We start from the raw sequence: 24,959 nt of genomic DNA on the forward strand, positions 1-24,959 counted from the left end.
CCGTGACAGAGCTTTCCGTGGGCTATGCAGTGATGCTCAGGCTGTTTCCCGCACGGACAGAATGGTGAGAACGGTTTGCACGTTTTGTGCGGCGTCACGCCCCAGGCTGGTCAGGTAACCGCCATCGGGCTGGGTGATCAATTCTTTGTCGAACAGTCTTTGTGCGGCGGCAATGGCTTTCGGGGCAGCGGTCTGATGAATTTTCAAACCTTCCTGGGAACTGTCCAGGTTGAAGAGTGCGAGGATTTCCAGTTCGGCAACCAACTCAGGGGTAAGCGACATAAGGACTCCAGACTTTCTAGGAATTAGACGATAGCGCCCCTAAGGTGAACCCGTCGGTGAGGCATGTCCAGTGCTGGCAACAGGGTTTTTCTCCCCGAGAGGCATTCCCCGGAGGGTGGTACGGACCGCGGGGGTGGTTTCTGTAGGAGCGAGCGCGCTCCTACAGGGGGGGCGGGGTTATTGCTTTTCCGGCGGCAACTCTGGCAGTGCGCGCAGCGCCGTTTCATACCATTCGGTGTCGAATGCACGGTCCTCATCGAGCATGGCGTCGATCTCGTAGGCCAGCACATGGGCCATCAGGTTGAGGATTTCTTCACGTTCGTAACCCACCAGGGTCAGCTTGTTGAAGGTTGCCTTGGCCGCTGGCGGGTTGTCGCTTTCGATCTGGTTTTCGATTGCTTCGATCAGCGTCGTTTCGGCGAATTCTTCTTCGTCGTTGTCGATGTCGTTTGGCTCGCTCATGGCAGGCTCCTCAAGGAAAGGCGGCCAGTTTACCTGCATTCAGCATTGTGATGCTGCTGGCAAGAAGTGCCTGGGCGTTCTATAACTGGCGCTGCCAACCCCCTGCACGGCCTGGAGGCTATGTAATGCTCAAGCTTTATGGATTTTGCGTCAGCAACTATTACAACATGGTCAAGCTGGCGTTGCTGGAGAAGGGACTGTCGTTTGAAGAAGTGCCGTTTTACCCAGGCACCAGCCCCGAGGCGCTGGCTATCAGCCCGCGGGGCAAGGTTCCGGTACTGGGCGTCGAGCAAGGTTTCGTCAACGAAACCAGCGTGATTCTCGAGTATCTCGAGCAGAGCCAGAAAGGCACACCGCTGCTGCCGAGCGAGCCTTTCGAGCGAGCGCAGGCGCTGGCTTTGGCCAAGGAAATCGAGTTGTACATCGAACTGCCGGCGCGCGCCTGCTACCCCGAAGCGTTTTTTGGCATGTCAGTGCCGGAGGCGATCAAGGACAAGACCAAGGCCGAGCTGCTGCTGGGGTTCGCCTCACTGGGCAGGCACGGCAAGTTCGCCCCTTACGTAGCGGGCGACCGTCTCAGCATTGCGGATTTGTATTTCCTGTACAGCGTGCCGATGGCTTGTGCCGTGGCGCAGAAGCTGTTCGATATCGATCCGTTGGCTGAGATGCCGGCGGCCAAGGCGCTGCTGGAGCGTCTGGGGCAGAATCCGAACGTGCAGCGAATTGCGGCAGACAAGGACGCATCAATGCCCGCGTTTCTGGCGATGATCGCGTCGAAGAAATAGATTGTGTAACGATCTTGAGAATGCCTTCGCGGGCAAGTCTCGCGCCTGAGGGAGCACGGTCCCCTGTAGGCGCGAGCGGTGCGGCGATCCGACTTGCCCGCGAAGCTTTTAACGGCTGGCGAGCAATGCCTGACCGCGAGCCACGGCAGCCTTGACCTGTGCCGGCGCGGTTCCGCCGATATGGTCACGGGCATTCACCGAACCTTCCAGGGTCAGCACGGCAAACACGTCCTGCTCGATCTGGTCGCTGAACTTGCGCAGTTCTTCCAGGCTCATTTCCGCCAGGTCCTTGCCGCTGTCCACGCCATATTTCACCGCGTGGCCAACGATCTCGTGGCAATCACGGAACGGCAAGCCGCGGCGTACCAGGTAGTCGGCCAGGTCGGTGGCGGTCGAGAAGCCGCGCAGGGCCGCTTCGCGCATCATCGCGTGCTTGGGCTTGATCGCCGGGATCATGTCGGCAAAGGCCCGCAGCGAGTCGCGCAGGGTGTCGGCGGCGTCGAACAGCGGTTCCTTGTCTTCCTGGTTGTCCTTGTTGTAGGCCAACGGCTGGCCTTTCATCAGGGTCAGCAGGCCCATCAGCGCGCCGAACACCCGGCCAGTCTTGCCGCGAACCAGCTCCGGCACGTCCGGGTTTTTCTTTTGCGGCATGATCGAGCTGCCGGTGCAGAAACGGTCCGGCAGATCGATGAACTGGAACTGCGCACTGGTCCACAGCACCAGCTCTTCGGAGAACCGCGACAAGTGCATCATCGCGATGCTCGCGGCCGAGCAGAACTCGATGGCGAAGTCGCGATCGGACACGTTGTCCAGGGAGTTGCCGCCAACAGCGTCGAAGCCCAGCAACTGTGCGGTGTACTCGCGGTCGATCGGGTAAGTGGTGCCAGCCAGTGCAGCGCTGCCCAGCGGCATGCGGTTGGTACGCTTGCGGCAGTCCACCAGGCGTTCGTAGTCGCGGCTGAGCATTTCGAACCAGGCCAGCATGTGGTGCCCGAAGGTCACCGGCTGCGCGGTTTGCAGGTGAGTGAAGCCCGGCATGATGCTGCCGGCTTCGCGCTCGGCCTGCTCCAGCAAGCCTTTTTGCAGGCGGGTGATCTCGGCCAGGATCAGGTCGATCTCGTCACGCAGCCACAGACGAATGTCGGTGGCGACCTGGTCGTTGCGGCTACGGCCGGTGTGCAGCTTTTTACCGGTCACGCCGATGCGGTCGGTCAGGCGCGCCTCGATGTTCATGTGCACGTCTTCGAGGTCGATGCGCCAGTCGAACTGGCCGGCCTCGATTTCACCCTGGATGGTCTTCAGGCCATCGATGATGCTGTCGCGCTCGGCATCGGTCAGCACGCCGACCTTGGCCAGCATCGTGGCGTGGGCGATCGAGCCCATGATGTCGTGGCGATACAGGCGCTGGTCGAAGGTGACGGAGGCGGTGAAGCGGGCAACGAAGGCGTCGACGGGTTCACTGAAGCGGCCGCCCCAGGACTGATTGGTCTTGTCAGTGCTCATGAATTCGCTCGTATCGGCTTGAAGAAAGATGGCGTGGAACGCTGACGCGGATAATAACAGGGTTGCCAATCCTGTCGCTGACACTGGTCGATACGTTTTTTTCTCATGGGGCGATCCATACTCGAAGCCAGCGATGCGCAAATTGCGCAACGATATTTCTCATTTGAGCAATATCGTCGCGGCAACCGTCTACAGTTGGACAGTAGGATCAGCGCACTTCTCGATGCTGCAGCTGACTATAGAGAGAAGAGGGGTGTTCATATTGTGTATCAGCAAACCCTATGGCGATGCCTCGCCAACGCGGGCCTGGGCCGTCAGTCACCCGGCAGATGAAAATTTAGCCGCCGGTCTCGCGGCACTTTTTGGCCCTCGCGCTAGTCTTAGCGTGGATCGCGGTGACGGACGTCACTTCACCTGTCTACGCTATCTTTGTGCGAGACTCACGCAGGAATCCAGCGCAATATGAATGTCCTGATCGTTGATGACGAACCCCTGGCCCGCGAGCGCCTGAGCCGAATGGTCGGCGAACTCGAGGGATACAACGTCCTGGAGCCCAGCGCCACGAATGGCGAAGAGGCGTTGGCACTGATCGACAGCCACAAGCCGGATATCGTTCTGCTCGATATTCGCATGCCGGGCCTCGATGGCCTGCAAGTGGCGGCACGATTGTGCGAACGCGAAACCCCGCCCGCCGTGGTGTTTTGCACAGGGCCCGATGAATTTGCCGTGGAAGCCCTACAGGCCAGCGCCGTGGGCTATCTGGTGAAGCCCGTGCGCACAGAACAGCTACATGAAGCATTGAAAAAAGCCGAACGCCCCAATCGCGTCCAGCTCGCAGCCTTGACTCGTCCCGCCGCCGAAACCGGCAGCGGCCCACGCAGCCATATCAGCGCTCGCACCCGTAAAGGTATTGAACTGATCCCGTTGGGCCAGGTGGTCTACTTTATTGCCGATCACAAGTACGTGACCTTGCGCCATGAAGGTGGCGAAGTGCTGCTGGATGAGCCACTCAAGGCCCTCGAAGACGAATTTGGCGACCGTTTCGTGCGGATCCACCGCAACGCACTGGTCGCCCGCGAACGCATTGAACGGCTGCAACGCACCCCCCTGGGGCATTTCCAGCTGTTTCTCAAAGGCCTGAACGGCGACGCCCTGATCGTCAGCCGACGCCATGTGGCCGGCGTGCGCAAAATGATGCAGCAGCTTTAATCCGCCATTCAGGGCGGATTTCTACCCTGTTTTAGGACCTTGAGGGCCAGGGAGGCCATGCAGTTTCTGATACAAGTCAAAGTGGATTTGGCTGAGCTGTTATTATCCGCCGTATCTATTCAGTACGGATTGATCCATGTCCTCTCGCGAAATCCGCATCGCCACCCGCAAAAGTGCTCTGGCCCTATGGCAGGCCGAATACGTCAAGGCTCGTCTGGAACAGGCCCATCCGGGCCTGCTCGTGACACTGGTGCCCATGGTCAGTCGCGGCGACAAGCTGCTCGATTCGCCCCTGTCGAAAATCGGCGGCAAGGGCCTGTTCGTCAAGGAGCTGGAAACCGCGCTGCTGGAAAACGAAGCCGACATCGCCGTGCACTCCATGAAAGACGTGCCGATGGACTTCCCCGAAGGCCTCGGTCTGTTCTGCATCTGCGAGCGCGAAGACCCGCGCGATGCATTTGTCTCCAATACCTTCGCCAGCCTGGATGAGTTGCCGCCAGGCAGCATCGTCGGCACCTCCAGCCTGCGCCGCCAGGCTCAGTTGTTGACCCGTCGCCCGGATCTGGAAATCCGCTTCCTGCGTGGCAACGTCAACACGCGCCTGGCAAAGCTCGATGCCGGCGAATACGACGCCATCATCCTCGCCGCGGCGGGTTTGATTCGTTTGGGCTTCGAACACCGCATCACCTCGGCCATCAGTGTCGATGACAGCCTGCCAGCCGGTGGCCAGGGCGCGGTCGGTATCGAGTGCCGTAGCGCCGACACTGAGATTCATGCACTGCTTGCGCCGCTGCATCATCAGGATACGGCCATCCGCGTGACCGCTGAACGTGCCCTCAACAAACATCTGAATGGCGGCTGCCAGGTGCCGATTGCCTGCTACGCCGTGCTTGAAGACGAGCAGATCTGGTTGCGTGGCTTGGTGGGCGATCCGAACGGCGGCCTGCTGCTCTGCGCCGAGGCCCGAGCGCCACGCAGCGAGGCCGAGGCCCTGGGCGTGCAAGTGGCCGAAGACCTGCTGAGTCAGGGCGCCGACGCCATTCTCAAAGCAGTCTATGGCGAGGCTGGGCACGAGTGACTGGCTGGCGCCTGCTGCTGACGCGCCCTGCGGATGAATCAGCGGTGCTTGCCCGTGTGTTGGCTGACGCGGGGGTTTTCAGTAGCAGCTTGCCGCTTTTGGACATCGAGCCGATGCCGGCCTCTGCCACAATGCGCGCAGTGATTCAGGACCTGGATCACTATTGCGCGGTGATCGTGGTCAGCAAGCCGGCCGCCAGAATCGCTGTCGAGCTGCTCCACCAGCATTGGCCGCAACCACCGGTTCTGACGTGGTTCAGCGTCGGCGCGGCGACGGCACAGATCCTCGAAGCTAACGGGCTGGATGTGAGCTTCCCGGCCGACGGTGATGACAGCGAAGCCTTGCTTGAACTTCCACGGTTGCGCGAGGCTATCGCCCGTCCCGAGCCACGGGTGTTGATCGTGCGTGGGGAGGGTGGGCGCGAGTTGCTGGCTGAGCGTTTGCGCGAGCTTGGTGCTAGTGTCGAGTATCTGGAGTTGTACCGACGCGGCTTGCCGCAGTACCCACCGGCAGCGTTGCCTGAGCGGATCGAGGCGGAACGCTTGAATGGGCTGGTGGTCAGCAGTGGACAGGGTTTTGAGCACCTGCACCGTTTGGCTGGCGATGCCTGGCCGATCATGGCGCGGTTGCCGTTGTTTGTTCCAAGCCCCAGGGTCGCCGAGCTGGCACGCGCCGCCGGGGCCCAAACAGTTGTGGATTGTCGTGGCGCCAGTGCCGCGGCCTTGCTGACGGCGTTACGGGAGCACCCCGTACCCGTTTTCTAATGCAAAGGATGGATACGTGAGCAAAACAGCCTTGCCTAAAGATGACGTCCAGCCGGTGCTCGATGCGCCGGTAGAAGCACCGGTTGTAACCGGGCCACCTGCTACTGAGCCGCGCCGAGGCAATGGGCTGGCAATCGTCGCGCTGCTGTTGGGCGCTGCCGGTGTTGCCGTAGGCGGTTGGGGAGTCTGGCAGGTGCGTCACCTGCAAGCCAATAACCTGCAACAGTTGAGTCAGGTACAGGCGTTGAACGATCAGGCGCAGAGCCTGAAGCTCAACGAGCAGCGTCTGACCGCTCGCCTCGAACAGATGCCTGCCGCCGAAGAGCTCGATGCGCGCAGTCGCCTGGTCACTCAACTTCAGGGCGATCAACAGCGTTTGAATCAACGCCTGGAAACCGTCCTCGGTGCCAGCCGCAAGGATTGGCGCCTGGCCGAGGCTGAGCATTTGCTGCGACTGGCCAGCCTGCGTCTGTCGGCCTTGCAGGACATCAGCAGTGCCCAGGCCCTGGTGCAGGGTGCCGATGAGATACTCCGTGAACAGAATGACCCGGGGGCTTTTGCCGCTCGCGAGCAAGTGGCCAAAACCCTGGTGGCCCTGCGCAGTACTGAACAGCCGGATCGCACCGGGTTGTTCCTGCGACTGGGTGCCTTGCGCGATCAAGTGATCAGCCTCACCGAACTGGCGCCCGAGTACAAGGACCGTGGCGAATCCCTGCTGGGCCTGACGGCCGATGGCGACGGCGCCAGTCGCTGGGCGCAATGGTGGGATCAGATCTCGCGTTACATCCGAATCGATTTCAACGCCGACAAGAATGTCCGTCCATTGCTGGCAGGGCAGAGCCTGAGCCAGGTGCGTCTGGCCCTGAGCCTGGCGCTGGAACAGGCGCAGTGGGCCGCGCTCAACGGTCAGGCTGCGGTTTACACTCAGGCGCTGACCGAAGCGCGGGACGTGCTCAAGGGTAACTTCAACCCGGACAACCCTCAGAGCAAGATCATGCTGGAGCAGGTGGCCGAGTTGAGCAAGCAGCCAGTCACGGTGGTCACGCCGGACCTGACAGGCACGTTGAGCGCCGTCCAGGCTTACCTTGAGCGACGCAACGTCAACGCCGAGGACTCAGTGAAACCTCTGGCCAAACCTGCCGCGAACACTGCACAGGAGGCCACGCCATGAAGCGTCTCTATGTGATCGTGTTCGTGGTCATCACTGCCGCCGCCGCGTTGGGGCTGGCGATTGCCGAGCATTCGGGCTACGTGCTGATCGCCTACAAGAGCTTCCGTTACGAATCGAGCCTATGGGCAACCCTGGCCTTGGTGGCCGTGCTGTGGCTGGTGTTCTGGGGCATCAAGGCGCTGGTCGAACTGGTGACGACTTCCGGTGGGGTGGTCAACCCATGGTCGCGGCGCAATCGCAGTCGACGGGTGCAAGTGGCGATCGAGCACGGCCAGCTGGATTTGGCCGAGGGCCGCTGGGCCAGTGCGCAGCGTCACCTGTATCGCGCGGCGGAAGCCGAACGTCAGCCGCTGCTCTACTACCTGGGGGCTGCCCGCGCCGCGAACGAACAAGGTCTCTACCAGGAAAGCGATAACTTGCTGGAGCGCGCTTTGGAGCGACAGCCCCAGGCCGAGCTGGCAATTGCCTTGAGTCATGCCCAATTGCAGACCGACCGCGGCGACACCGACGGCGCTCTAGTCACCCTGCAAGCCATGCACGAGCGTCATCCTCATAACGTCCAGACCCTGCGCCAGTTGCAACGCCTGTATCAGCAGCGGGGCGACTGGTCGGCAGTGATTCGCTTGCTGCCGGAATTACGCAAGGACAAGGTGCTGCCGCCAGCCGAGCTGGCTGAACTGGAGCAACGCGCCTGGGGTGAGAATCTTTCGTTGGCGGCGCACCGGGAAGAGGACGGAACGGTCGGTTTGCAATCGCTCGCTCGTGCCTGGCAGCAGCTCACCGCGGCTCAGCGGCAGGAACCGCAGCTGGTGCTGGCCTATGCCGAGCAACTGCGGCAACTGGGCGCGCAGGTCGAAGCCGAAGAGGTTCTGCGTACGGCTCTCAAGCGCAAATACGACAGTCATCTGGCACGCCTGTACGGTCTGGTTCGCGGTAGCGATCCGGCCAGACAGCTGCACACCGCTGAAGGTTGGCTCAAGGATCATCCGGCCGACCCGAGCCTGTTGCTGACGTTGGGCCGTTTGTGTCTGCAAAGCAGTCTGTGGGGCAAGGCCCGGGACTATCTGGAAAACAGTCTGCGTGTACAGCGTAATCCTGAAGCCTGCGCCGAACTGGCGCGGTTGCTGGCGCAATTGGGTGACACCGAACGCAGTAATCAGTTGTTCCAGGAGGGCTTGGGCCTGCTGGACGAGCGCTTGCTGTCGGCTCCGCTGCCGGTGCCGGCTCATGCTTGATGCCGGCCTGTAGCCGCTGCCGGAGACTGCGTTCGGCTGCGCCGCAGTCGTAAAATCAGGCGCCGCAGTCGGAACAGGTGAGTCGTGTTAAATCGATTACGACTGCTGCGCAGCCGAACGCCGGCTGCGCCAGCTGCTATAGGGGAAGTCGTTCGTCAGGGCAATCCAACTCGCTCCGAGTCTGCCACTGTTTTTGCGTTGTAGTCCTTGTCTGGCAAAGTCCTACAGCGGACTACATCTTATCCTCTCGACTCTGTCGGGAATTCCCTACACTTCTGGTGAAGTGTCCGTGCTGGCCTGCCTTGAAAGGCTGTTGCGCTTTCCTCTACCGTAACCGCTTGTCTCTACAGTTACGGAAAAGCCATGTCTTTGGCCTGCTCACGCTCCTTGTTTTTCATGGTTTTCATTGCAGGTGCCCTGGCCTTGGGCGTTTCCTATTACCTGGAATATGCGGTCGGCCTCAAGCCTTGCGGGTTGTGCCTGTTGCAGCGGGTTTGCCTGGCACTGCTCACGGGTGTCTGCCTGACGGCTTCGGTGCAGGGGCCTGGTCGCTTGGGGTCATTCCTGTATTGGCTACTGGGTCTGCTATGCAGTGTGGCGGGTACCGTCACGGCGTGGCGGCAGGTTGTGTTGCAGAGCGATCCGGTGCATCAGCTTTCGGCATGCTCGCCCAACCTGACTGATCTGTTTGCCAGTACACCCTGGTTGTGTGCCGTGCAACGGTTGTTCAAGGGAACCGCCGACTGCGCGGAAATTTCCTGGACGCTGTTCGACCTGAGTATCCCGGAATGGAGCCTGTTGTTCTTCGTTGCGATGATGATTCTGGGCGGGTATCAATTGCTGCGCCTTGTCTGGATCGCGTGTCAGCGACCGCTCAGCGACGAGTCGTCGCACCGGGTATTGGCGGGCGATTAAACACTTGTATGAACTTTATCTCCTGCGTACCTTGAAGCCATAGGCGCGCGGGCATAATCTGGCCCGCACGTATCATTGGAATTATGTTGCTCGTTGCTGTTCTGCCTGACCAAGACCGGATGTGCCGAGTCTTGGGGGCAGGCGTAGAACGGCATGACCCATTAGGGAAGAGAGATCGCCATGTTAGATAGTTGTCAGAATGCTCAGGAACGCTGGGGTGGGGTTCATAAGCTCATTGACCGCTGGCTACAAGAGCGTGAAGAGTTGGTAAAGTCGTTCCACGACTTGCGAAATGCCAAACCGGCTTTTGCCGACAAGTCCTTGAACGGTCGGTTCTGCGAGATTCTTGTCGATTACGTTTCTGCCTGGCACTTCGAAGTGAGTGAGCATCTGGTCAATGAGGCCAAGGCCTTTGGCGACGATGGCGGCCTTGAACTGGTGAAGCAGATCAACCCGCGTATCGACGTGAGCACCGAGATGGCGCTGTCGTTCAATGATCATTGTCACAAGGGTGACTGCAACGACACCGAGCGTTTCGCCGAAGCGCTGGAAAAGCTGGGCAGCCAACTGCGTGAACGCTTCGAACTGGAAGATTGCCTGATCGAAGTGCTGCACACCGCCCACAAGGAAGAGAGTTCGGTTCAGGCCTGACCCTTTCCCGGCTAGACACTGAAAACGGTGCGCAATGCGCACCGTTTTTCGTTTCCGGCATTCAGCTTGTAGCACCACGCAATTCGACTTCGAATACCAGCGGCGTGAACGGCGCGATCAAGTCGCCGGCACCGTCGGCGCCATAGGCTTGCGCTGATGGAATCACCAGGCGCCATTTCGCGCCGACCGGCATATTTTGCAGCGCGCTACGCCAGCCGCTGATCACACTATCAAGACTGAACCACTGCGGCTGACTGTTCTGATCGAACACGGTGCCGTCAGGTAGGCGACCGATATACAGCACCTGGACTTTGCCGTTCGGTCCTGCCTTCGCGCCGGTTCCGGGAGCCAGCTCGGTCAGCAATACTCCATCTGCCAATTGACGGACGCCGGGTTTGGTTTTTTCCTCATCGAGAAAGCGCCGCTCTTTTTCGAGGGCAACTTCGCTTTGCGCGACGGCGGGTTGCTCGGCGACCTGGGCTTCGTGCTCGGCAAGAATCTGTTCGATCTGCTCGTCTTTCAGCGCCAGCGGCTTACCTTGGTAGGCTTGCTGCAAACCTTCGAGCAGCGCCTGAAGTTGCAGGTCCGGAACCTCCTGGCGCAAGCGTTCGCCAAGGCTTGCACCCAAGCTGTAAGCGAGATCGTGAGCGTCATTTGTGGCGGTTTTTTCAGCGGCCTGGACCACGGAAAAAAACATGCACAGCGATAAAAAAAGGTAGCGCGACATAGGCACTCTCCGACCTGAGATGCGCAGGATTATGCCAGTGTGAATGCTCTCGAAGGTGAACTGGTTTTGCGTAAGCGCAGAACATTTTTACTTCGTTGCAACGCAGCGCTTTCGATACTGTCAACATGCCCTAGCGGCGGTTGCAGCAGAGGTCTAGTATGAGCCGCATTCACGTCAGCCAGGAGGTAAACCATGTCGGCCACCAAGAAGCCAGTAAATACTCCGTTGCACTTACTCCAACAACTCTCGGGCAGCCTGCTCGAGCACTTGGAAAACGCTTGTTCCCAAGCCTTGGCTGATGCTGAAAAACTGCTCGCCAAACTGGAAAAGCAGCGCGGAAAAGCGCAGGAAAAACTGCACAAATCCCGCACCAAATTGCAGGACGCTGCGGCGGCCGGCAAAGCCAAGGCACAAGCCAAGGCCAAAGATGCGGTGAAAGAACTTGAGGACCTGCTCGACGCCCTCAAGGCTCGTCAGTCCGAAACTCGCAGCTACATCCTGCAACTCAAACGCGACGCTCAAGAAAGCCTGAAACTGGCCCAGGGTGTCGGTCGTGTCCAAGAGGCTGTCGGCAAGGCGTTGTCCCTGCGTTCGGCCAAGCCAGCCGCGGCACCTGCGAAGAAAGCCGCTGCCAAACCGGCTGCTGCAAAAGCACCGGCCAAGCCTGCTGCGGCTCCTGTTAAAAAAACCGCCGCCAAAGCACCGGTAAAAGCTGCAGCGAAACCAGCCGCAAAACCTGCGGCGAAAAAACCAGTCGCTGCCAGCGCTGCGAAACCAGCAGCTAAAACGACAGCTGCCAAACCTGCCACTAAGCCAGTCGCTGCCAAAACAGCTGCCGCTAAACCCGCTGCAAAAACCACGGCTGCCAAACCCGCCGTGGCGAAAACTGCAGCTGCCAAACCGGCCGCTAAACCTGCTGCAAAACCAGCAGCCAAAACTGCCGCCGCCAAACCAGCTGCCAAACCTGTCGCGGCTAAAACCGCTGCAGCCAAGCCTGCTGCAAAACCGGCGGCGAAACCTGCTGCAAAAGCTGCAGCCAAACCCGCCGCTAAGCCGGCTGCCAAAACTGCTGCTGCGAAACCTGCCGTTGCTGCCAAGCCAGCGACTGCCGCCAAACCAGCTGTAGCGAAACCAGCAGCCAAACCTGCCGCTGCCAAACCGGCTGCAAAACCTGCCGCCAAGCCAGCAGCAAAACCGGCTGTGAAAAAGCCAGTCGTTGCTGCGAAGCCGACTGCCGCACCTGTTGCCAAGCCAGCAACCCCGGCTCCTGCCCCGGCTGCATCGGCTTCACCGGCTCCGGTAGCCACTACCTCGACAGCTTCGCCTGCGCCAACGCCAGCCGCATCGTCGAGCACCAGCACTACCCCAACCAGCGCTTCCTAAGTGCCGGTTACCGCGACGCGCAGCTGATGCAGCGCGTCGCGGCTCAGGTTGGCAGCGCCTGCTGCCATACCTTCCAGCCAGGCCGTTAGATCGGTCGCTTCACACTGCGGCCAACTCTGTGCCAAACGCTCCAGTCGCAGCAACAAATGCCTTTCGGCTTCCATCTCCAGTGTCTTCACTTGTTCGCGTAAATCATCCAGACCGGCATCCTCGCTGGCAGCGGCTTTCCATTGCTGGCGCAAGGTGCGCAACGGTTGCACGACATCCGCGTCCCAAGGCCCGGCTACATCGCCTAGCAGCTGCAAGCGTTGTTCGTTGCAGGCGACTCCACGTTGCCCCAGCCACAATCCACAGAGCAGCAGGCACACATTCACACCCGCTGCCTGTAATTGCAGGCAGGCGTGTTCAACGCCGGGACGGGCGTAAGTGTCGAGGGAAAAGCTCCACAGGTCAGAGGACATAGTGCTACTCGCGCCAGTTGCGAGCGAAGCTGGTAGACTCCGCCGCCATTATGATTCGACTTCAGAACCTGACTTTACAGCGTGGCCCGCAACGTCTGCTAGAAGACGCCGAGCTGACCCTGCACGCCGGCCACAAAGCCGGCCTCATCGGTGCCAATGGCGCCGGCAAATCGAGCCTGTTCGCCTTGCTTCGGGGCGAGCTGCACCCGGACTCGGGTGACTGCTTCCTGCCGGCTGACTGGCGCATCGCCCACATGCGCCAGGAGGTCGACACCCTCGAACGCCTGGCGGTCGACTACGTGCTCGATGGCGACCTGCGCCTGCGCCAGGTGCAACGCGACCTGGCGGCGGCCGAAGCAGCCCATGACGGCGCCGCTCAGGCCCGCCTGCACTCGGAACTCGACAGCGCCGATGGGTACACCGCCGATGCCCGGGCTCGCAAGCTATTGGCGGGCCTTGGGTTCACCAACGAGCAAATGGACCGGCAAGTAGGAGATTTCTCCGGTGGCTGGCGGATGCGTCTGAATCTGGCGCAGGCTTTGATGTGCCCTTCGGACCTGTTGCTGCTCGACGAACCGACCAACCACTTGGACCTCGACGCCATCATCTGGCTCGAAGAGTGGCTCAAAAGCTACCCCGGCACTTTATTGCTGATTTCCCACGACCGGGACTTCCTCGATGCCGTGGTCGATCACGTAGCTCACGTCGATCAACGCAAGATCACCCTCTATCGCGGCGGTTACACCGCGTTTGAACGGGCCCGTGCCGAACGTCTGGCACAGCAACAGCAGGCGTACGAGAAGCAACAGGCGCAGCGTGCGCACATGGAAAGCTACATTGCCCGCTTCAAGGCCCAGGCCACCAAGGCCCGTCAGGCCCAGAGCCGGATCAAGGCGCTGGAGCGGATGGAAGAACTGTCCGCCGCGCACGTCGACTCACCGTTCGACTTCGTCTTCCGCGAATCGCAGAAGATTTCCAGTCCGCTGATCGACCTGTCGGATGCACGCCTGGGTTACGGCGACAAAACCGTGCTGGAGAAGGTCAAGCTGCAACTGACCCCTGGCGCGCGGATCGGTTTGCTCGGCCCCAACGGTGCCGGTAAATCGACCCTGATCAAGAACCTCTCCGGTGAGCTCGAACCATTGGCGGGCCGACTGACCCGGGGCGAGAACACCGTGGTTGGCTACTTCGCCCAGCATCAACTGGATTCCCTCGATTCCAAGGCCAGCCCGTTGCTGCACTTGCAGCGCCTGGCGCCGACCGAACGTGAGCAGACCCTGCGTGATTTCCTCGGTGGTTTCGACTTCCGGGGGGCGCGCATCGATGAGCCGGTGTTGAATTTCTCCGGTGGCGAAAAAGCGCGACTGGCCCTGGCACTGATCGCCTGGGGCCGGCCGAACCTGTTGCTGCTCGACGAACCGACCAACCACTTGGACCTGGAAATGCGCCTGGCGCTGACCATGGCCTTGCAGGAATTCAGTGGTGCGGTTCTGGTGGTCTCCCACGATCGTCATTTGCTCAAAAGCACCACTGACAATTTCTATCTGGTGGCAGACGGCAAGGTCGAGGAGTTCGACGGCGACCTGGAAGACTACACCCGTTGGCTGGTGGAGTACCGTCAGCGCAACGTGCCGGTCAGCAACACCCCGGTCAACCCGGACAAGACCGACAAGAAAGCCCAGCGCCAGGCCGCCGCCGCGTTGCGCCAGCAACTGGCACCGCATAAGCGCGAGGCCGACAAGCTCGAAGCCGAGTTGGGCAAGCTGCACGAGAAACTGGCGAAGATCGACGTCAGCCTCGGCGACAGCGATATTTACGAGCCGGCACGCAAGAACGAATTGCGTGATCTGCTGGCCGAGCAGGCCCGGCTGAAGGTGCGTGAAGCCGAGCTGGAAGAAGCCTGGATGGAAGCGCTCGAATTGCTCGAAAGCATGCAGGCGGAGCTGGAGGCGCTGTCTTGATGGAGGCCTTCAAGCTGCCGTTGCCGGCGATGTGGGTCGAGCCGCTCTGGCTGGTCGTGCAAATCCTGCTGATCCTGCTGGCCGGCTATGTCGCTCAGCGCGTCGTCGCCAAATGCCTGACTCGCCTGGGCGAGCGCTACCCGTTCCCGCCGCAGTTCTTGATGCCGCTGCGCGGTGGTTTGCGTTGGCTGATCATGGGCAGCGCGCTGATCTTCGTGCTGGAACGCCTTGGGGTGTCGGCCACAGTGCTCTGGACCGCGTTGTCCGGTTTCGTGGCGGTGGCTGCCGTGGCGTTTTTCGCCATGTGGAGCGTGCTGTCCAACCTGTTGTGCGCGATCCTGATCTTCACCGTCGGCCCATTCCGAATCGGCGATGTGGTCGAGCTGGTGGACACCACCGACAAGCCCGGCGTCAAGGGCCGGGTGGTGGCGATCAATCTGCTCTACACCACGCTGATCGAAGCCGAAGAACTCGGTACCGGAAGTGCCATGGTGCAAGTGCCCAACAGCTTGTTCTTCCAGCGCTCGGTTCGACGCTGGCGCGGTACTGATGTATTCCCTTCAAACGGGTCCGAAAAACAGGCTCGATAGGACGCTACCGCCATCAACGCTGGTCGGCAGTCACTCTGTCCTGCAAAAAATCGATAGTCATTGGCCGTAAGGCGCATTAGCGTAGACGTTTGTCACGAGTCTGAGTCGAGGTGTGCGATGCTGCTTCAAACATGGCTGGCATTTTTTGCCGCCTGCTGGGTGATCAGTCTTTCCCCCGGTGCCGGCGCCATTGCGTCGATGTCCAGCGGTCTGCGCTACGGTTTCTGGCGCGGTTACTGGAACGCCCTGGGCCTGCAACTGGGCCTGGCGTTGCAGATTGCGATTGTCGCTGCCGGTGTCGGTGCGATCCTCGCGGCCTCTGCCACTGCCTTTTATGTGATCAAATGGTTCGGCGTAGCCTACCTGGTCTACCTCGCGGTCAAGCAATGGCGCGCGCTGCCCAATGAGATGAACGACGACGCTGCCATTCGGCAGATCGGCAAGCCGATGGCGCTGATGTTCCGCGGTTTTCTGGTGAACGTCAGCAACCCCAAGGCCTTGGTGTTCATGCTCGCGGTGCTGCCGCAATTCATCGATCCCCACGCGCCGCTGGTGGCCCAGTACCTGATCCTTGGCGTGACCATGATCTGTGTCGACCTGATCGTCATGGCCGGCTACACCGGGCTGGCGGCCAAGGTCCTGCGTTTGTTGCGCACGCCCAAGCAGCAGAAACGCATGAACCGCACTTTTGCCGGGCTGTTCATCGGCGCGGCGGCATTCATGGCGACTTTGCGCAAAGCAGCGACATAAAAGCTTCAGGCACAAAAAAGGCGACCCGTCGAGGTCGCCTTTTTCATTTGTGGCGAGGGAGCTTGCTCCCGCTCGGCTGCGCAGCAGTCGTAAAACCGGCTGATGCGGTTTGCCTGATGTGACCGGCGGAATGGTTTTGGGGCCGCTGTGCGGCCCAACGGGAGCAAGCTCCCTCGCCACAGGGTGGCCAGCCATATATCAGTGCAGAATCACCGGTGCCGTATCCCGCGGCAGGTTATTACGCAACGGTGCCTGCCCCGGCTGCTCGTAACCGCCACCACCGAGCTGTTGGCTCAGTTGTGAAGCCACGTCTTCACCCAACGCCTTGGACACGTCACGCACTACCCGTGGGCGGTTCAGGGAAACCCGGATGTCCCGGCCATTCACCAGTTTGGTGTCCTGACCTTCGCCCATCGCCGTGAAGGCCGAGGTGATCTCGAAGGTCTTGGTGTTGATCAGGCTGAAGTCCGCCACCAGCGTCAGCCCCAGCACCGCCGAATAGCTGTCGGTATTGGCCAACTCGTTCATGTCGCGGGTGAAGTCGATGTCTGACACGGTGCCGAACAGCACATAGTCGGCACCCTTGAAGCTACCGGCCTTGATGCGCTTGATCACGTCATACACGTCGCCTTTGGACGATGCCGTGTAAGGCGTGCCCTGCACCAGCTGGAACATGCCGGTGCGCAGGATCTCGCCCTTGATGTCGCCGGTGAATTTGCGCAACTCGCCTTGCTCGATGTAGCTGCTGGTGGCTTCGTACTCTTCGTAACTGGATGAACCACTGGCGCCGTAATAGCTCTGGCTATGGTTACTCTGTGCCGAAACAGTGTGGACGTATTGCTCCACGCGCTCCTGGTACGCCAGATCCGCTACTGCAACTTTCGGGGCCGCTTGCACGCTGAACGCGCAAGCCAGGGCCATCATGCCAATCCATGTGCGCATCGATTAACGCTCCGTGGTTTTGCGGATCTCTTTTTCGTCCATCCACTCGGCCAGACCGCTTTCAACGTCGATCAATTGCAGGCTGAATTTGTAGAAGACATCCTTGTAGTCGCTGCTGCGCTTGACGATCGAGCTGATCGAACCTTCAAGACGGTATTGGGCGGCAATCATGTTGCCGGTCTTGGCCACGGTGCTCTTCTTGTACAGGCCGCTCTGGTTTTGCAGCTTGAGCTGGTCTACCTGGCTCTGCATTGCGGTGTTGTCGCTGGCGAAACGGGCGACGCCGGACTTCATCAGCTGGGTCTTGATGCTGGTGGTGATTTCGCGGGTATCGATGTACTCGCTGGTCTTGTTCTTCACGTCGTAGACCTGAACCACCGGACGGCCTTGCAGGATGCCGGACTGTGCCAGGGAGCGGGTCATGGATTCGGCGATCATCTGCAGGTCGGTGGAACCGAACTCGTTGGTCACGGTTTCAACCGCTTTGGTGTCGCCGTAGCTGATGTTTTTGCTGCCCAGCGTCGGCGAAGTGTTGGCGCAACCGCTGGCCAGGAGGGCGATGACGGCGATGAACGAAAAGCGTGCAAACATGGGAATGCTCTCTAGAACTGAACGAATAGGTGTCGGGCTTAAGGCGTTTTGATTTCGAGGCGGAAATCCACGGCTTTGGCGGTTGGCGCAATGGCCTGGATGAAACTGGTCTGCTCGCCATACATCATCTGGCTTTTCCAGGTTTCTTCTTCGGCAACCGGGAAACCTTCAGGGCCGAGCCAAGCAAAACGGTAGTAGAAGGTCTTGTTGTTGTAGCTGGTGTTGCTCAGCTGTGCGTTGACCGTCATGAAGCCGTTTTCCCGGGCCACGCGCATGGCGCCGACCACGATGTTCTTGAGCTTGCCCATGGCCACGACCTTGCTGGCAGCGCTGCCTGGCTCCGGTGGTGGCGGGGTGGCGCAGCCGGCCAGCAAGGCCAGGGCGACGACAGTGATGAGTTTGAAGCGCATGCAAAGACTCCGTTCTTAAGGTTGTTTGAGGCTGGCCACGGTGGTCGGGTTGGCGCTCGGGATCACATGAGCGGCCAGGCCGCTGGCGAACACCTTGTTGCCCACGGCACGCAGGCTGATGACCTGATAGCGCTGATCGACGGTGACCTTGACCACCGAACCACCCGCGGCGCTCGGCAGGGAGACTTGGTGCTCGCCTTTCTTCAAGCGCAGACGCACTACCTGAGTAGTGTCCGGCAGGGTTCGCCACGTACGGGTATCGGCACCTTCGAGCACGGCTGAAGAGATGCCGACCGCCAGGCCTGCCAGCGGGTTGGTTTCGTTGATTTTCTTCTGCGCCACGCCTTTGGTCACGGCACGGACGGTGGTGCGCAGGATGATGCCCGGCATGTCATCACGCAGCGCGCGGCGGGACATGGCGGTGGTGCTGTTGAGTTGCGTCAGGTTCACCTGCTGACCGTCCACGCCGATCTGGGCGAAGGGCGCGGTCGAGGTGTCCGGTTTGATGATCGGGAACGACAGCGGTGTGATCACCAGCTGGTTGCTGATTGGCAATGGCAGCGGAATGCGGATCGAGTCGCGGGACGGCGCCAGGCCGCTTTGCACGACGATCAGGATGTCGCTGTCGTCGTCCTTGGCGGGTTTGTCCAGGTTCACGAGTGCCTGTTCCAGCAGCGGGGTGTTCGGGCGCAACTCGGCAGCTTTGCGATAACCCGGCGCAGCCAGGTCTTTCTCGCCCAGGGCTTCATAGACGAAACCGGCCAGGTAATGACTGAACGCACTCTGGTAGCTGTTTTTCAGGCTGACCACTTCTGGCGCGTCGAGGCTGGCCACCGGATAACCCTGGAGATCCTTGTACTGGGTTTTGACGCCTTCCTTCTCGGCCTGCTCTTCGCTCTTGAGGTATTCCTTGTCGCGCAGGTCGGCGATCACCGCTTCACGTTCGTGAGTTTTCTTGATCGCGGTGCGCGCGCCGTCGAAGTCATTCACCGCCAGCAGGTTGAGGGCCATCTGCGTGGTCAGCATGACTTTTTCGTAGTCGTAGCCTTCGTAGCGACGGACCTTGTCGTTGACCAGGAAACTGCCGAACTGAGCCAGGTACTTGTCGGTGTCGAGCTTGACCGCGTCTTCCCACTTGCCCACCACCTGATCGGCGCTGGTCCAGGCGTTCTGGCTGCCGGACAAGTCGCCCTTGGCGCGCAGCAGTTCACCCTTCTCGAAGTAATAGAGCAGGTCTTTGTCGGTGCCGGTGTTGTTCTTTTCCAGCAGGGTCAAGGCAGCGTCGACGTTGCCGGCAGCCAGTTGCTGGTTGGTTTGTGCCAGTTCGGAATCGTAGTTGCGAAAAGCCGAACAGCCGGAGAGCAAGGTGACAGCGCTGAGCGCGATCGAGGTAAGGGCGCGGGAGGCCATAGGGGTACTTCTTCCCTGAGTGTAAGCAGCCGCGTGCTGGTCGGGCTGTTGGGACCCATCGACAGGGGGACTGGCGTCCTGCCAATTCCTCATAAAAAGAGGAGCTTAAATGCCGTATCGCGATAACGAGGGCGCGGCATTATAAACAGGGATGGTGGCCATGTAATGGCTTTTTGAGGGCGTTTTTTTGATTGATGCCATCATTCATTTCAAGTCTGGGGTCCGATGAAATGGTGTGCTGCAGCTCGTTACCCGCAAAACCCGAACACAACAAAGCTTGAGCGAAACTCATTGGAAGTGAACAATGTGTTACTTCGTATTTCCATTTGAGATTTATTCATGACTGGCTCCTCTCGTTTTCTGGCGTGGCTCGTGCTGCCGATGATCGCGTTCTGCAGCTTCAATGCGCTGGCCGAAACCGCAGAGGGTGCGCCCAAGGCCTTGCATTTGCTCGATTACATTGCCGCCGATTACCCGACGGCGGTCGAGGGAGGCAAGGTTATTGATGAGGCTGAGTATCTCGAACAACAGACATTCCTGGGGGAGCTGCAAGGGTTGATCGCCGATTTGCCGGCCAAACCCGAACGTTCCGAACTGGAGCAGGGCGTCAACGGTCTGCGCACCGCGATCGCCGCTCGCAAGGACGGCGCGGACGTCACCCGTCAGGCGCGGCAACTGGGGGCAAAACTGGCGGTGACCTATGAAGTCAGCCAGGCTCCGGTCATTACCCCGGACCCGACCCGCGGTGCGCCGCTGTATGCCCAGCAATGCTCGGTGTGCCATGGCGATACGGGCACCGGTGACGGCCCGGCAGGTGTCGGCATGACGCCACCGCCGACCAATCTGCGCGATGCTGCGCGACTGGACCGTCTGAGCCTCTACGCGCTTTACAACACTCTGGGCATGGGCGTCGAAGGCACTGACATGCCGGCCTTCGCCGATCAGCTGGATGATCGTCAGCGTTGGGACCTGGCGACCTACATCGCCGGCTTAAGCGCTGATGCTGCCGCGGCAAAATCCGAAAAAATCTACAACATCGCCGACCTGGCGCGTCAGACGCCAGCCGAAGTGCAGGCCGCCGAAGGTCCGCAAGCGGCCGCGACCTTCCGCGCGCAACGAGCGCAACCGCCGCAGGTCAAGCGTGGCCCGGGGCAATTGCTTGAATACACGGCGGCCACGCTGGACAAGAGTATCGCCGCCTACCGCGCCGGCGAGCACGATCAGGCCTATGACCTGTCGGTTGCGGCGTACCTGGAAGGCTTCGAACTGGTCGAAAGTTCCTTGGACAACGTCGACGCCAACGTGCGCAAAGACACCGAAAAGTCCCTGATGGCTTACCGTCAGTCGTTGCAGGACGGCTTGCCGGTGGCCCAGGTCGAGCAACGTCTGGAAGTGGCCAAGGCCAAGCTGAAAGAATCCGCTGGCCTGCTTGGTAGCGATGGCTTGAGCTGGTCGCTGAGCTACATTTCCGGTCTGTTGATTCTGTTGCGCGAAGGTCTGGAAGCCATTCTGGTGCTCGCGGCGGTCCTCGCGTTCCTGCGCAATACCGGGCAGCAATCGGCGGTGCGCAGCGTCAACATCGGTTGGGGCCTGGCGCTGTTGGCCGGGCTGGCGACCTGGGCGGTGGCGGCATATGTGATTGACGTCAGCGGGGCCCAGCGTGAGCTGCTGGAAGGGGCCACTGCGCTGTTTGCCAGTGTCATGGTGCTCTGGCTCGGTGTATGGATGCACGACCGTCGCCACGCAGCGGCCTGGCAGGATTACATCAAGAGCAGCCTGGTGAGCGGCGGTGGGCGTTTCGGGTTTGCGATCCTGGCGTTCTTCTCGGTGTATCGCGAACTGTTCGAAGTGATCCTGTTTTACGAAACCTTGTGGTTGCAGGCGGGGCCTGCAGGGCATAACGCCGTAATGGCTGGCGGCGCGACGGCGCTGGTTATGCTGGTCGGTCTGGCCTGGGTGATTCTGCGCGGCTCGGCAAAACTGCCGCTGGCACTGTTCTTTGGCATCAATGCCGGTTTGCTGTGCGCGTTGTCGGTGGTGTTTGCCGGCCATGGCGTGAAGGCGTTGCAGGAAGCCGGGGTTTTCGGCACGCGGCCGGTACCGTTCTTTGACTTCGACTGGTTGGGGATCCACGCTGACGCGTATTCGCTGAGTGCCCAGGCTGTGGCGATCATTGCGATCATCGTGCTGTACAGTCGCAGCCGGATGGCCGAGAAGCGGCAGTTGCCGGCTTCTTAAAAGCATTCGCTGCGCTCATATTCGCGGGCAAGCCTCGCTCCTACAGGTCTGCGTCGTGCACATATTCCACGAACGACATAAATCCGTAGGAGCGAGGCTTGCCCGCGAAGCTTTTTTGAAGAGGTAAAAACAATGCGCGTGTGGATCGATGCCGACGCCTGCCCTCGGGCAGCCAAGGATCTAGTGGTGAAGTTCGCCCTCAAGCGCCAGTTCGAAGTGGTACTGGTGGCCGGTCAGCCGCAGATCAAGCCGGGCCTTGCGCTGGTGAAACTGATCGTGGTGCCCAGCGGCCCGGATGCCGCCGACGATTACTTGGTGGAACACGCGGTGCCAGGGGAGTTGGTGATTTGCAGCGATGTGCCGCTGGCGGATCGGCTGGTGAAAAACGGCGTTGCGGCGCTGGATCCGCGGGGCAAGGAGTTCGATGCGCAGAACATGGGCGATCGACTCGCGGTGCGTAACCTGTTCACCGACTTGCGCGAGCAGGGGCAGATGAGCGGCGGCCCGGCGCCGTTCGGCGACCGCGAGAAACAGGCGTTCGCCAATGCGCTGGACCGGATACTGACCCGGTTGTCGCGTAGGTAATGATCGTTCTCACGCTCTGCGTGGGAATACAGCCCGGGACGCTCTGCGTCCCAAAGCGGACGCAGAGCGTCCATTGAGGCATTCCCACGCGGAGCGTGGGAACGATCATCACGAGTGTTACTCGTCGTTTTCGTGGGTCAGTTCCAGTACGCGGTCGACCAGCTTGTTGATGCCGGAAGCGGCTTCGCTGATCGATTGCGCGAGCATGTACGCCGGCGTGCTCACCAGCTTGCGCGCCTTGTCTTCGACGATGTCGGTCACTGCGCACTCGGCGTGGGTGGCGCCCATCTTGTTCATCGCGGCGGCGGTATCGGCATCGTTGCCGATGGTGCAGGTCACGCCCGGGCCGTAGATTTTTGCCGCCAGGGCCGGCGAGATGCAGATCAGCCCCACCGGTTTGCCAGCCTCGGCGAACGCTTCGGTCAACGCCAGGACGTCAGGTTGAACGCTGCAGCCAGCGCCTTCGACGGCAAAGTTCGACAGGTTCTTGGCCGCCCCGAAACCGCCGGGAACGATCAGCGCATCGAAATCTTCGACGTCCGCTTCACGGATATCCTTGATGTTGCCCCGGGCGATACGCGCCGATTCCACCAGCACGTTGCGCGATTCGGGCATTTCTTCGCCAGTCAGGTGGTTGATCACATGCAACTGCGCGATGTTGGGTGCGAAACACTGCACCAGGGCTCCGCGTTGGTCCAGCCGCAGCAGGGTGATCACGCTTTCGTGGATCTCGGCGCCGTCGTACACGCCACAGCCGGAAAGGATCACTGCAATTTTTTTGCTCATGGGCTTTTCTCCAGATTCATGGCGTTAAATGTCCACTAATTTGTCACTCGTTGCCATAGGGTTGATTCGCGGCTACACCTAATCTCTGCTGAACGATTCCGATCAGGTCGCGTCATGAACTTCATTCTGTATGCGGTGCCGTTTTTCTTTGTGCTGATTGCGGTCGAGTTGTTGGCCGACCGTTGGCGCGGGCTGAGCAATTACCGCGTGGCAGACGCGATCAACAGCCTCAGCACCGGCGTATTGTCGACCACCACGGGCCTGTTGACCAAAGGTGTCGGCCTGGTCACTTATGCCTTCGCCCTGGAACATCTGGCGTTGATCGAGCTGTCGGCCGACAGTGTCTGGGTCTGGGTGTTTGCATTCGTCTTCTACGACTTCTGCTACTACTGGCTGCACCGGATGGGCCATGAGCGCAACATCCTCTGGGCCGCGCATTCGGTGCATCACCAGAGCGAGGACTACAACCTCTCCACAGCCTTGCGCCAGACCAGCACCGGGTTTCTGTTGAGCTGGATTTTCTACCTGCCCCTGGCCGTGCTCGGCGTGCCGCTGCTGGTGTTCGTCAGCGTTGCGGCGTTGAACCTGCTGTACCAGTTCTGGGTGCATACCCGGCATATTCCCAAGCTTGGCTGGTTCGAGTGGTTCTTCGTCACACCGTCCAATCATCGGGCTCACCATGCACAGAATGCTCTCTACATGGATCGCAACTACGGCGGGGTGTTCATTATTTGGGACCGTCTGTTCGGCTCGTTCCAGGAAGAGGACGACAACGAACCGGTGATCTTCGGCGTGACCACGCCGCTAGCGAGCTGGAATCCGGTGTGGGCGAACGTGCAGTTCTACGTGCAGTTGTGGGATGACGCCCGGCGTGCCGAGCGCTGGTGGGACAAGCTGCGGATCTGGTTCATGCGCACCGGTTGGCGGCCGGCGGACGTGGCGACCAAATACCCGATGAACAAGCCGGACCTGGCTCAGTTCCGCAAATTCGAGGTGCCGCTGGACGGACGTCAGCAGTGGTATGTGGCGCTGCAGTTCTGCGCCTACATCGCCTTGGGCAGTTACTTGATGAATTTGGAGCAGAGCCTGCCGACCGCAGCCCTGGTGTTGGGTTGGGGCGCCGTGGCGTTGGGGTTGTTCGTGTTGGGCGCAGCCCTGGAGAATCGCCCGCAGGCGTTGAAGCTGGAGCTATTGCGGCTGGTGTCGAACCTGCCGCTGGTGTGGCTGGCGCCGATGGTCGGGCTATGGCCGGGCAGCGCGTTGGGCTGGGTGGTGCTGCTCAGCTACAGCCTGCTCAGCGGCATCGGTCTCTACTGCTGTAGAAACCGCGTCACTCGATGGGCGTCGTAGGTTCGCTGGACTTGGCCTGTTCGGCTTTCAGCGCCTGCTCATCGGCATAGATCTTCTTCGCCAGGCGGGCATTCTTGAAACGCCGCCGCAGCCACAGCACAAAGCCCAGAACCAGCAGGGCGCCCAGCACCCACAGCTCGTATTTCTTGACGCTGCCCAGCATGCCTTCGAGCACCGCGCCGAAGTGATACGCGGCAGCGGCCAGTGCGGCGGCCCAGATCGCCGCGCCAATCCCGTTGAGCAGCAGATAGCGTCCTGGCGGGTAGCCCGACAGACCGATCGCCACCGGCATCACGGTGCGCAAGCCATAGACAAAACGGAAGCTCAACACCCAGATGTCCGGGTGCTTGCGGATATGTTCCAGCGCCCGATCGCCCATCAATTGCCAACGCGGTTTGCGCGCCAGTAATTTGCGCCCGTGCTTGCGCCCCAGGAAGTACCACAGCTGATCGCCGGCATAACTGCCGAAGAACGCCACGACCACCACCAGGTTGATGTCCATGTACCCACGGAACGCGAGGAAGCCTGCGAGTACCAGAATGGTTTCGCCTTCGAAAAACGTGCCGAGGAACAGGGCAAAGTAGCCGAAGTCATGTAGGAATTGTTGGAGCATTGTCTGGGTGCTGGCGAAATGAACGCGCAGCCTAACCCTTCGTGCACATTCATGAAAGTGTCCAAATGTGTCTCGACGTGAACATTTCCTACAAGGACAATGGAATG

The 24,959-nt window shown here is 60.5% G+C and carries 26 protein-coding genes; 15 read left to right on the forward strand and 11 right to left on the reverse strand.

Annotated elements, in window-relative coordinates:
• Positions 1-36 precede the first annotated feature (36 nt).
• Positions 37-282, reverse strand: coding sequence for a TIGR02647 family protein (locus AC1RL4_RS04845; protein WP_007894898.1), 246 nt, complete (start codon positions 280-282; stop codon positions 37-39).
• Between the two features lie 177 nt (positions 283-459).
• Positions 460-744 (reverse strand): hypothetical protein, encoded by a 285-nt coding sequence (locus AC1RL4_RS04850; protein ID WP_018927538.1) that lies wholly within the window; start codon positions 742-744, stop codon positions 460-462.
• A 125-nt stretch (positions 745-869) separates the two neighbouring features.
• Here AC1RL4_RS04850 and AC1RL4_RS04855 point away from each other — a divergent pair, with 125 nt between their 5' ends.
• A complete protein-coding gene (locus AC1RL4_RS04855) occupies positions 870-1,529 on the forward strand; it encodes a glutathione S-transferase family protein (protein WP_019580503.1) in 660 nt (219 codons plus the stop codon).
• A 108-nt stretch (positions 1,530-1,637) separates the two neighbouring features.
• Here the strand turns inward: AC1RL4_RS04855 and argH are convergent, their stop codons facing one another.
• Positions 1,638-3,032, reverse strand: a complete 1,395-nt coding sequence (argH, locus tag AC1RL4_RS04860; protein ID WP_019580504.1) for an argininosuccinate lyase — start codon at positions 3,030-3,032, stop codon at positions 1,638-1,640.
• A gap of 462 nt (positions 3,033-3,494) precedes the next feature.
• On the opposite strand from argH, the gene AC1RL4_RS04865 reads away from it, so the two are divergent.
• The 7 genes from AC1RL4_RS04865 (at position 3,495) to AC1RL4_RS04895 (ending at position 10,055) form a co-directional block, all read left to right on the forward strand.
• A complete protein-coding gene (locus AC1RL4_RS04865) occupies positions 3,495-4,241 on the forward strand; it encodes a LytR/AlgR family response regulator transcription factor (RefSeq protein ID WP_007899317.1) in 747 nt (248 codons plus the stop codon).
• 136 nt (positions 4,242-4,377) lie between these two features.
• Positions 4,378-5,319: a hydroxymethylbilane synthase gene (gene hemC, locus AC1RL4_RS04870; RefSeq protein ID WP_028939136.1), complete on the forward strand. Its 942-nt coding sequence runs from the start codon at positions 4,378-4,380 to the stop codon at positions 5,317-5,319.
• Positions 5,316-6,083, forward strand: a complete 768-nt coding sequence (locus tag AC1RL4_RS04875) for a uroporphyrinogen-III synthase (RefSeq protein ID WP_019580506.1) — start codon at positions 5,316-5,318, stop codon at positions 6,081-6,083. Before hemC ends, AC1RL4_RS04875 begins: the two co-directional genes overlap by 4 nt.
• 16 nt (positions 6,084-6,099) lie before the next feature.
• The gene (locus AC1RL4_RS04880) at positions 6,100-7,254 is read left to right on the forward strand and encodes a uroporphyrinogen-III C-methyltransferase (protein ID WP_019580507.1); all 1,155 of its coding nucleotides are present in this window, start codon (positions 6,100-6,102) and stop codon (positions 7,252-7,254) included.
• Positions 7,251-8,489: a heme biosynthesis protein HemY gene (locus tag AC1RL4_RS04885; RefSeq protein WP_230173244.1), complete on the forward strand. Its 1,239-nt coding sequence runs from the start codon at positions 7,251-7,253 to the stop codon at positions 8,487-8,489. The genes AC1RL4_RS04880 and AC1RL4_RS04885 overlap by 4 nt, the downstream gene beginning before the upstream one ends.
• 363 nt (positions 8,490-8,852) lie before the next feature.
• On the forward strand, positions 8,853-9,404 hold the full coding sequence (locus AC1RL4_RS04890; RefSeq protein WP_019580508.1) for a disulfide bond formation protein B: 552 nt from the start codon (positions 8,853-8,855) through the stop codon (positions 9,402-9,404).
• A 180-nt stretch (positions 9,405-9,584) separates the two neighbouring features.
• A complete protein-coding gene (locus AC1RL4_RS04895) occupies positions 9,585-10,055 on the forward strand; it encodes an Rsd/AlgQ family anti-sigma factor (RefSeq protein WP_019580509.1) in 471 nt (156 codons plus the stop codon).
• Positions 10,056-10,116: 61 nt separating this feature from the next.
• On the opposite strand, the gene AC1RL4_RS04900 is transcribed toward AC1RL4_RS04895, so the two are convergent.
• Positions 10,117-10,782, reverse strand: a complete 666-nt coding sequence (locus tag AC1RL4_RS04900) for an FKBP-type peptidyl-prolyl cis-trans isomerase (protein WP_028939135.1) — start codon at positions 10,780-10,782, stop codon at positions 10,117-10,119.
• A gap of 192 nt (positions 10,783-10,974) precedes the next feature.
• Between AC1RL4_RS04900 and AC1RL4_RS04905 the strand changes: the two genes are divergently transcribed.
• Positions 10,975-12,165 carry an AlgP family protein gene (locus tag AC1RL4_RS04905; protein ID WP_096479382.1) on the forward strand — a complete coding sequence of 397 codons (1,191 nt, stop codon included), beginning with the start codon at positions 10,975-10,977 and terminating at the stop codon, positions 12,163-12,165.
• Here the strand turns inward: AC1RL4_RS04905 and AC1RL4_RS04910 are convergent.
• Positions 12,162-12,626 (reverse strand): TIGR02444 family protein, encoded by a 465-nt coding sequence (locus AC1RL4_RS04910; protein ID WP_019580512.1) that lies wholly within the window; start codon positions 12,624-12,626, stop codon positions 12,162-12,164. The genes AC1RL4_RS04905 and AC1RL4_RS04910 overlap by 4 nt on opposite strands.
• A 50-nt stretch (positions 12,627-12,676) precedes the next feature.
• On the opposite strand from AC1RL4_RS04910, the gene AC1RL4_RS04915 reads away from it, so the two are divergent.
• The 3 genes from AC1RL4_RS04915 to AC1RL4_RS04925 all read left to right on the forward strand — a co-directional run bounded on the left by AC1RL4_RS04915 (position 12,677) and on the right by AC1RL4_RS04925 (position 15,927).
• On the forward strand, positions 12,677-14,587 hold the full coding sequence (locus tag AC1RL4_RS04915; RefSeq protein WP_019580513.1) for an ATP-binding cassette domain-containing protein: 1,911 nt from the start codon (positions 12,677-12,679) through the stop codon (positions 14,585-14,587).
• Entirely contained in the window at positions 14,587-15,177 is a 591-nt protein-coding gene (locus AC1RL4_RS04920) for a mechanosensitive ion channel family protein (protein WP_018927552.1), read from the forward strand. Before AC1RL4_RS04915 ends, AC1RL4_RS04920 begins: the two co-directional genes overlap by 1 nt.
• Positions 15,178-15,294: 117 nt before the next feature.
• Complete coding sequence (locus AC1RL4_RS04925) at positions 15,295-15,927, forward strand: LysE family transporter (RefSeq protein WP_019580514.1); 633 nt, start codon at positions 15,295-15,297, stop codon at positions 15,925-15,927.
• 198 nt (positions 15,928-16,125) lie between these two features.
• Here the strand turns inward: AC1RL4_RS04925 and AC1RL4_RS04930 are convergent, their stop codons facing one another.
• The 4 genes from AC1RL4_RS04930 to AC1RL4_RS04945 are packed head-to-tail and all read right to left on the reverse strand — an operon-like array spanning position 16,126 to position 19,280.
• Entirely contained in the window at positions 16,126-16,869 is a 744-nt protein-coding gene (locus AC1RL4_RS04930) for a hypothetical protein (RefSeq protein WP_019650133.1), read from the reverse strand.
• A 3-nt stretch (positions 16,870-16,872) separates the two neighbouring features.
• A complete protein-coding gene (lpoB, locus tag AC1RL4_RS04935) occupies positions 16,873-17,460 on the reverse strand; it encodes a penicillin-binding protein activator LpoB (RefSeq protein WP_007941608.1) in 588 nt (195 codons plus the stop codon).
• A 38-nt stretch (positions 17,461-17,498) separates the two neighbouring features.
• Positions 17,499-17,870: a YcfL family putative periplasmic lipoprotein gene (locus AC1RL4_RS04940; RefSeq protein WP_018927555.1), complete on the reverse strand. Its 372-nt coding sequence runs from the start codon at positions 17,868-17,870 to the stop codon at positions 17,499-17,501.
• A 15-nt stretch (positions 17,871-17,885) separates the two neighbouring features.
• Positions 17,886-19,280, reverse strand: coding sequence for a COG3014 family protein (locus tag AC1RL4_RS04945; RefSeq protein WP_096479385.1), 1,395 nt, complete (start codon positions 19,278-19,280; stop codon positions 17,886-17,888).
• Positions 19,281-19,619: 339 nt separating this feature from the next.
• Here AC1RL4_RS04945 and AC1RL4_RS04950 point away from each other — a divergent pair, with 339 nt between their 5' ends.
• Positions 19,620-21,518, forward strand: coding sequence for an FTR1 family protein (locus AC1RL4_RS04950; RefSeq protein WP_028939131.1), 1,899 nt, complete (start codon positions 19,620-19,622; stop codon positions 21,516-21,518).
• A 132-nt stretch (positions 21,519-21,650) separates the two neighbouring features.
• A complete protein-coding gene (locus AC1RL4_RS04955; RefSeq protein WP_007941612.1) occupies positions 21,651-22,103 on the forward strand; it encodes a YaiI/YqxD family protein in 453 nt (150 codons plus the stop codon).
• 117 nt (positions 22,104-22,220) lie between these two features.
• Here the strand turns inward: AC1RL4_RS04955 and elbB are convergent, their stop codons facing one another.
• A complete protein-coding gene (gene elbB, locus AC1RL4_RS04960; RefSeq protein ID WP_019580519.1) occupies positions 22,221-22,889 on the reverse strand; it encodes an isoprenoid biosynthesis glyoxalase ElbB in 669 nt (222 codons plus the stop codon).
• Between the two features lie 114 nt (positions 22,890-23,003).
• On the opposite strand from elbB, the gene AC1RL4_RS04965 reads away from it, so the two are divergent.
• Positions 23,004-24,239, forward strand: coding sequence for a sterol desaturase family protein (locus AC1RL4_RS04965; protein WP_230173253.1), 1,236 nt, complete (start codon positions 23,004-23,006; stop codon positions 24,237-24,239).
• Here the strand turns inward: AC1RL4_RS04965 and AC1RL4_RS04970 are convergent.
• Positions 24,220-24,852: a DedA family protein gene (locus tag AC1RL4_RS04970; protein WP_018927562.1), complete on the reverse strand. Its 633-nt coding sequence runs from the start codon at positions 24,850-24,852 to the stop codon at positions 24,220-24,222. The genes AC1RL4_RS04965 and AC1RL4_RS04970 overlap by 20 nt on opposite strands.
• Positions 24,853-24,959: the final 107 nt, after the last annotated feature.

Source organism: Pseudomonas sp. GW822-FHT07A10 (assembly GCF_058798795.1).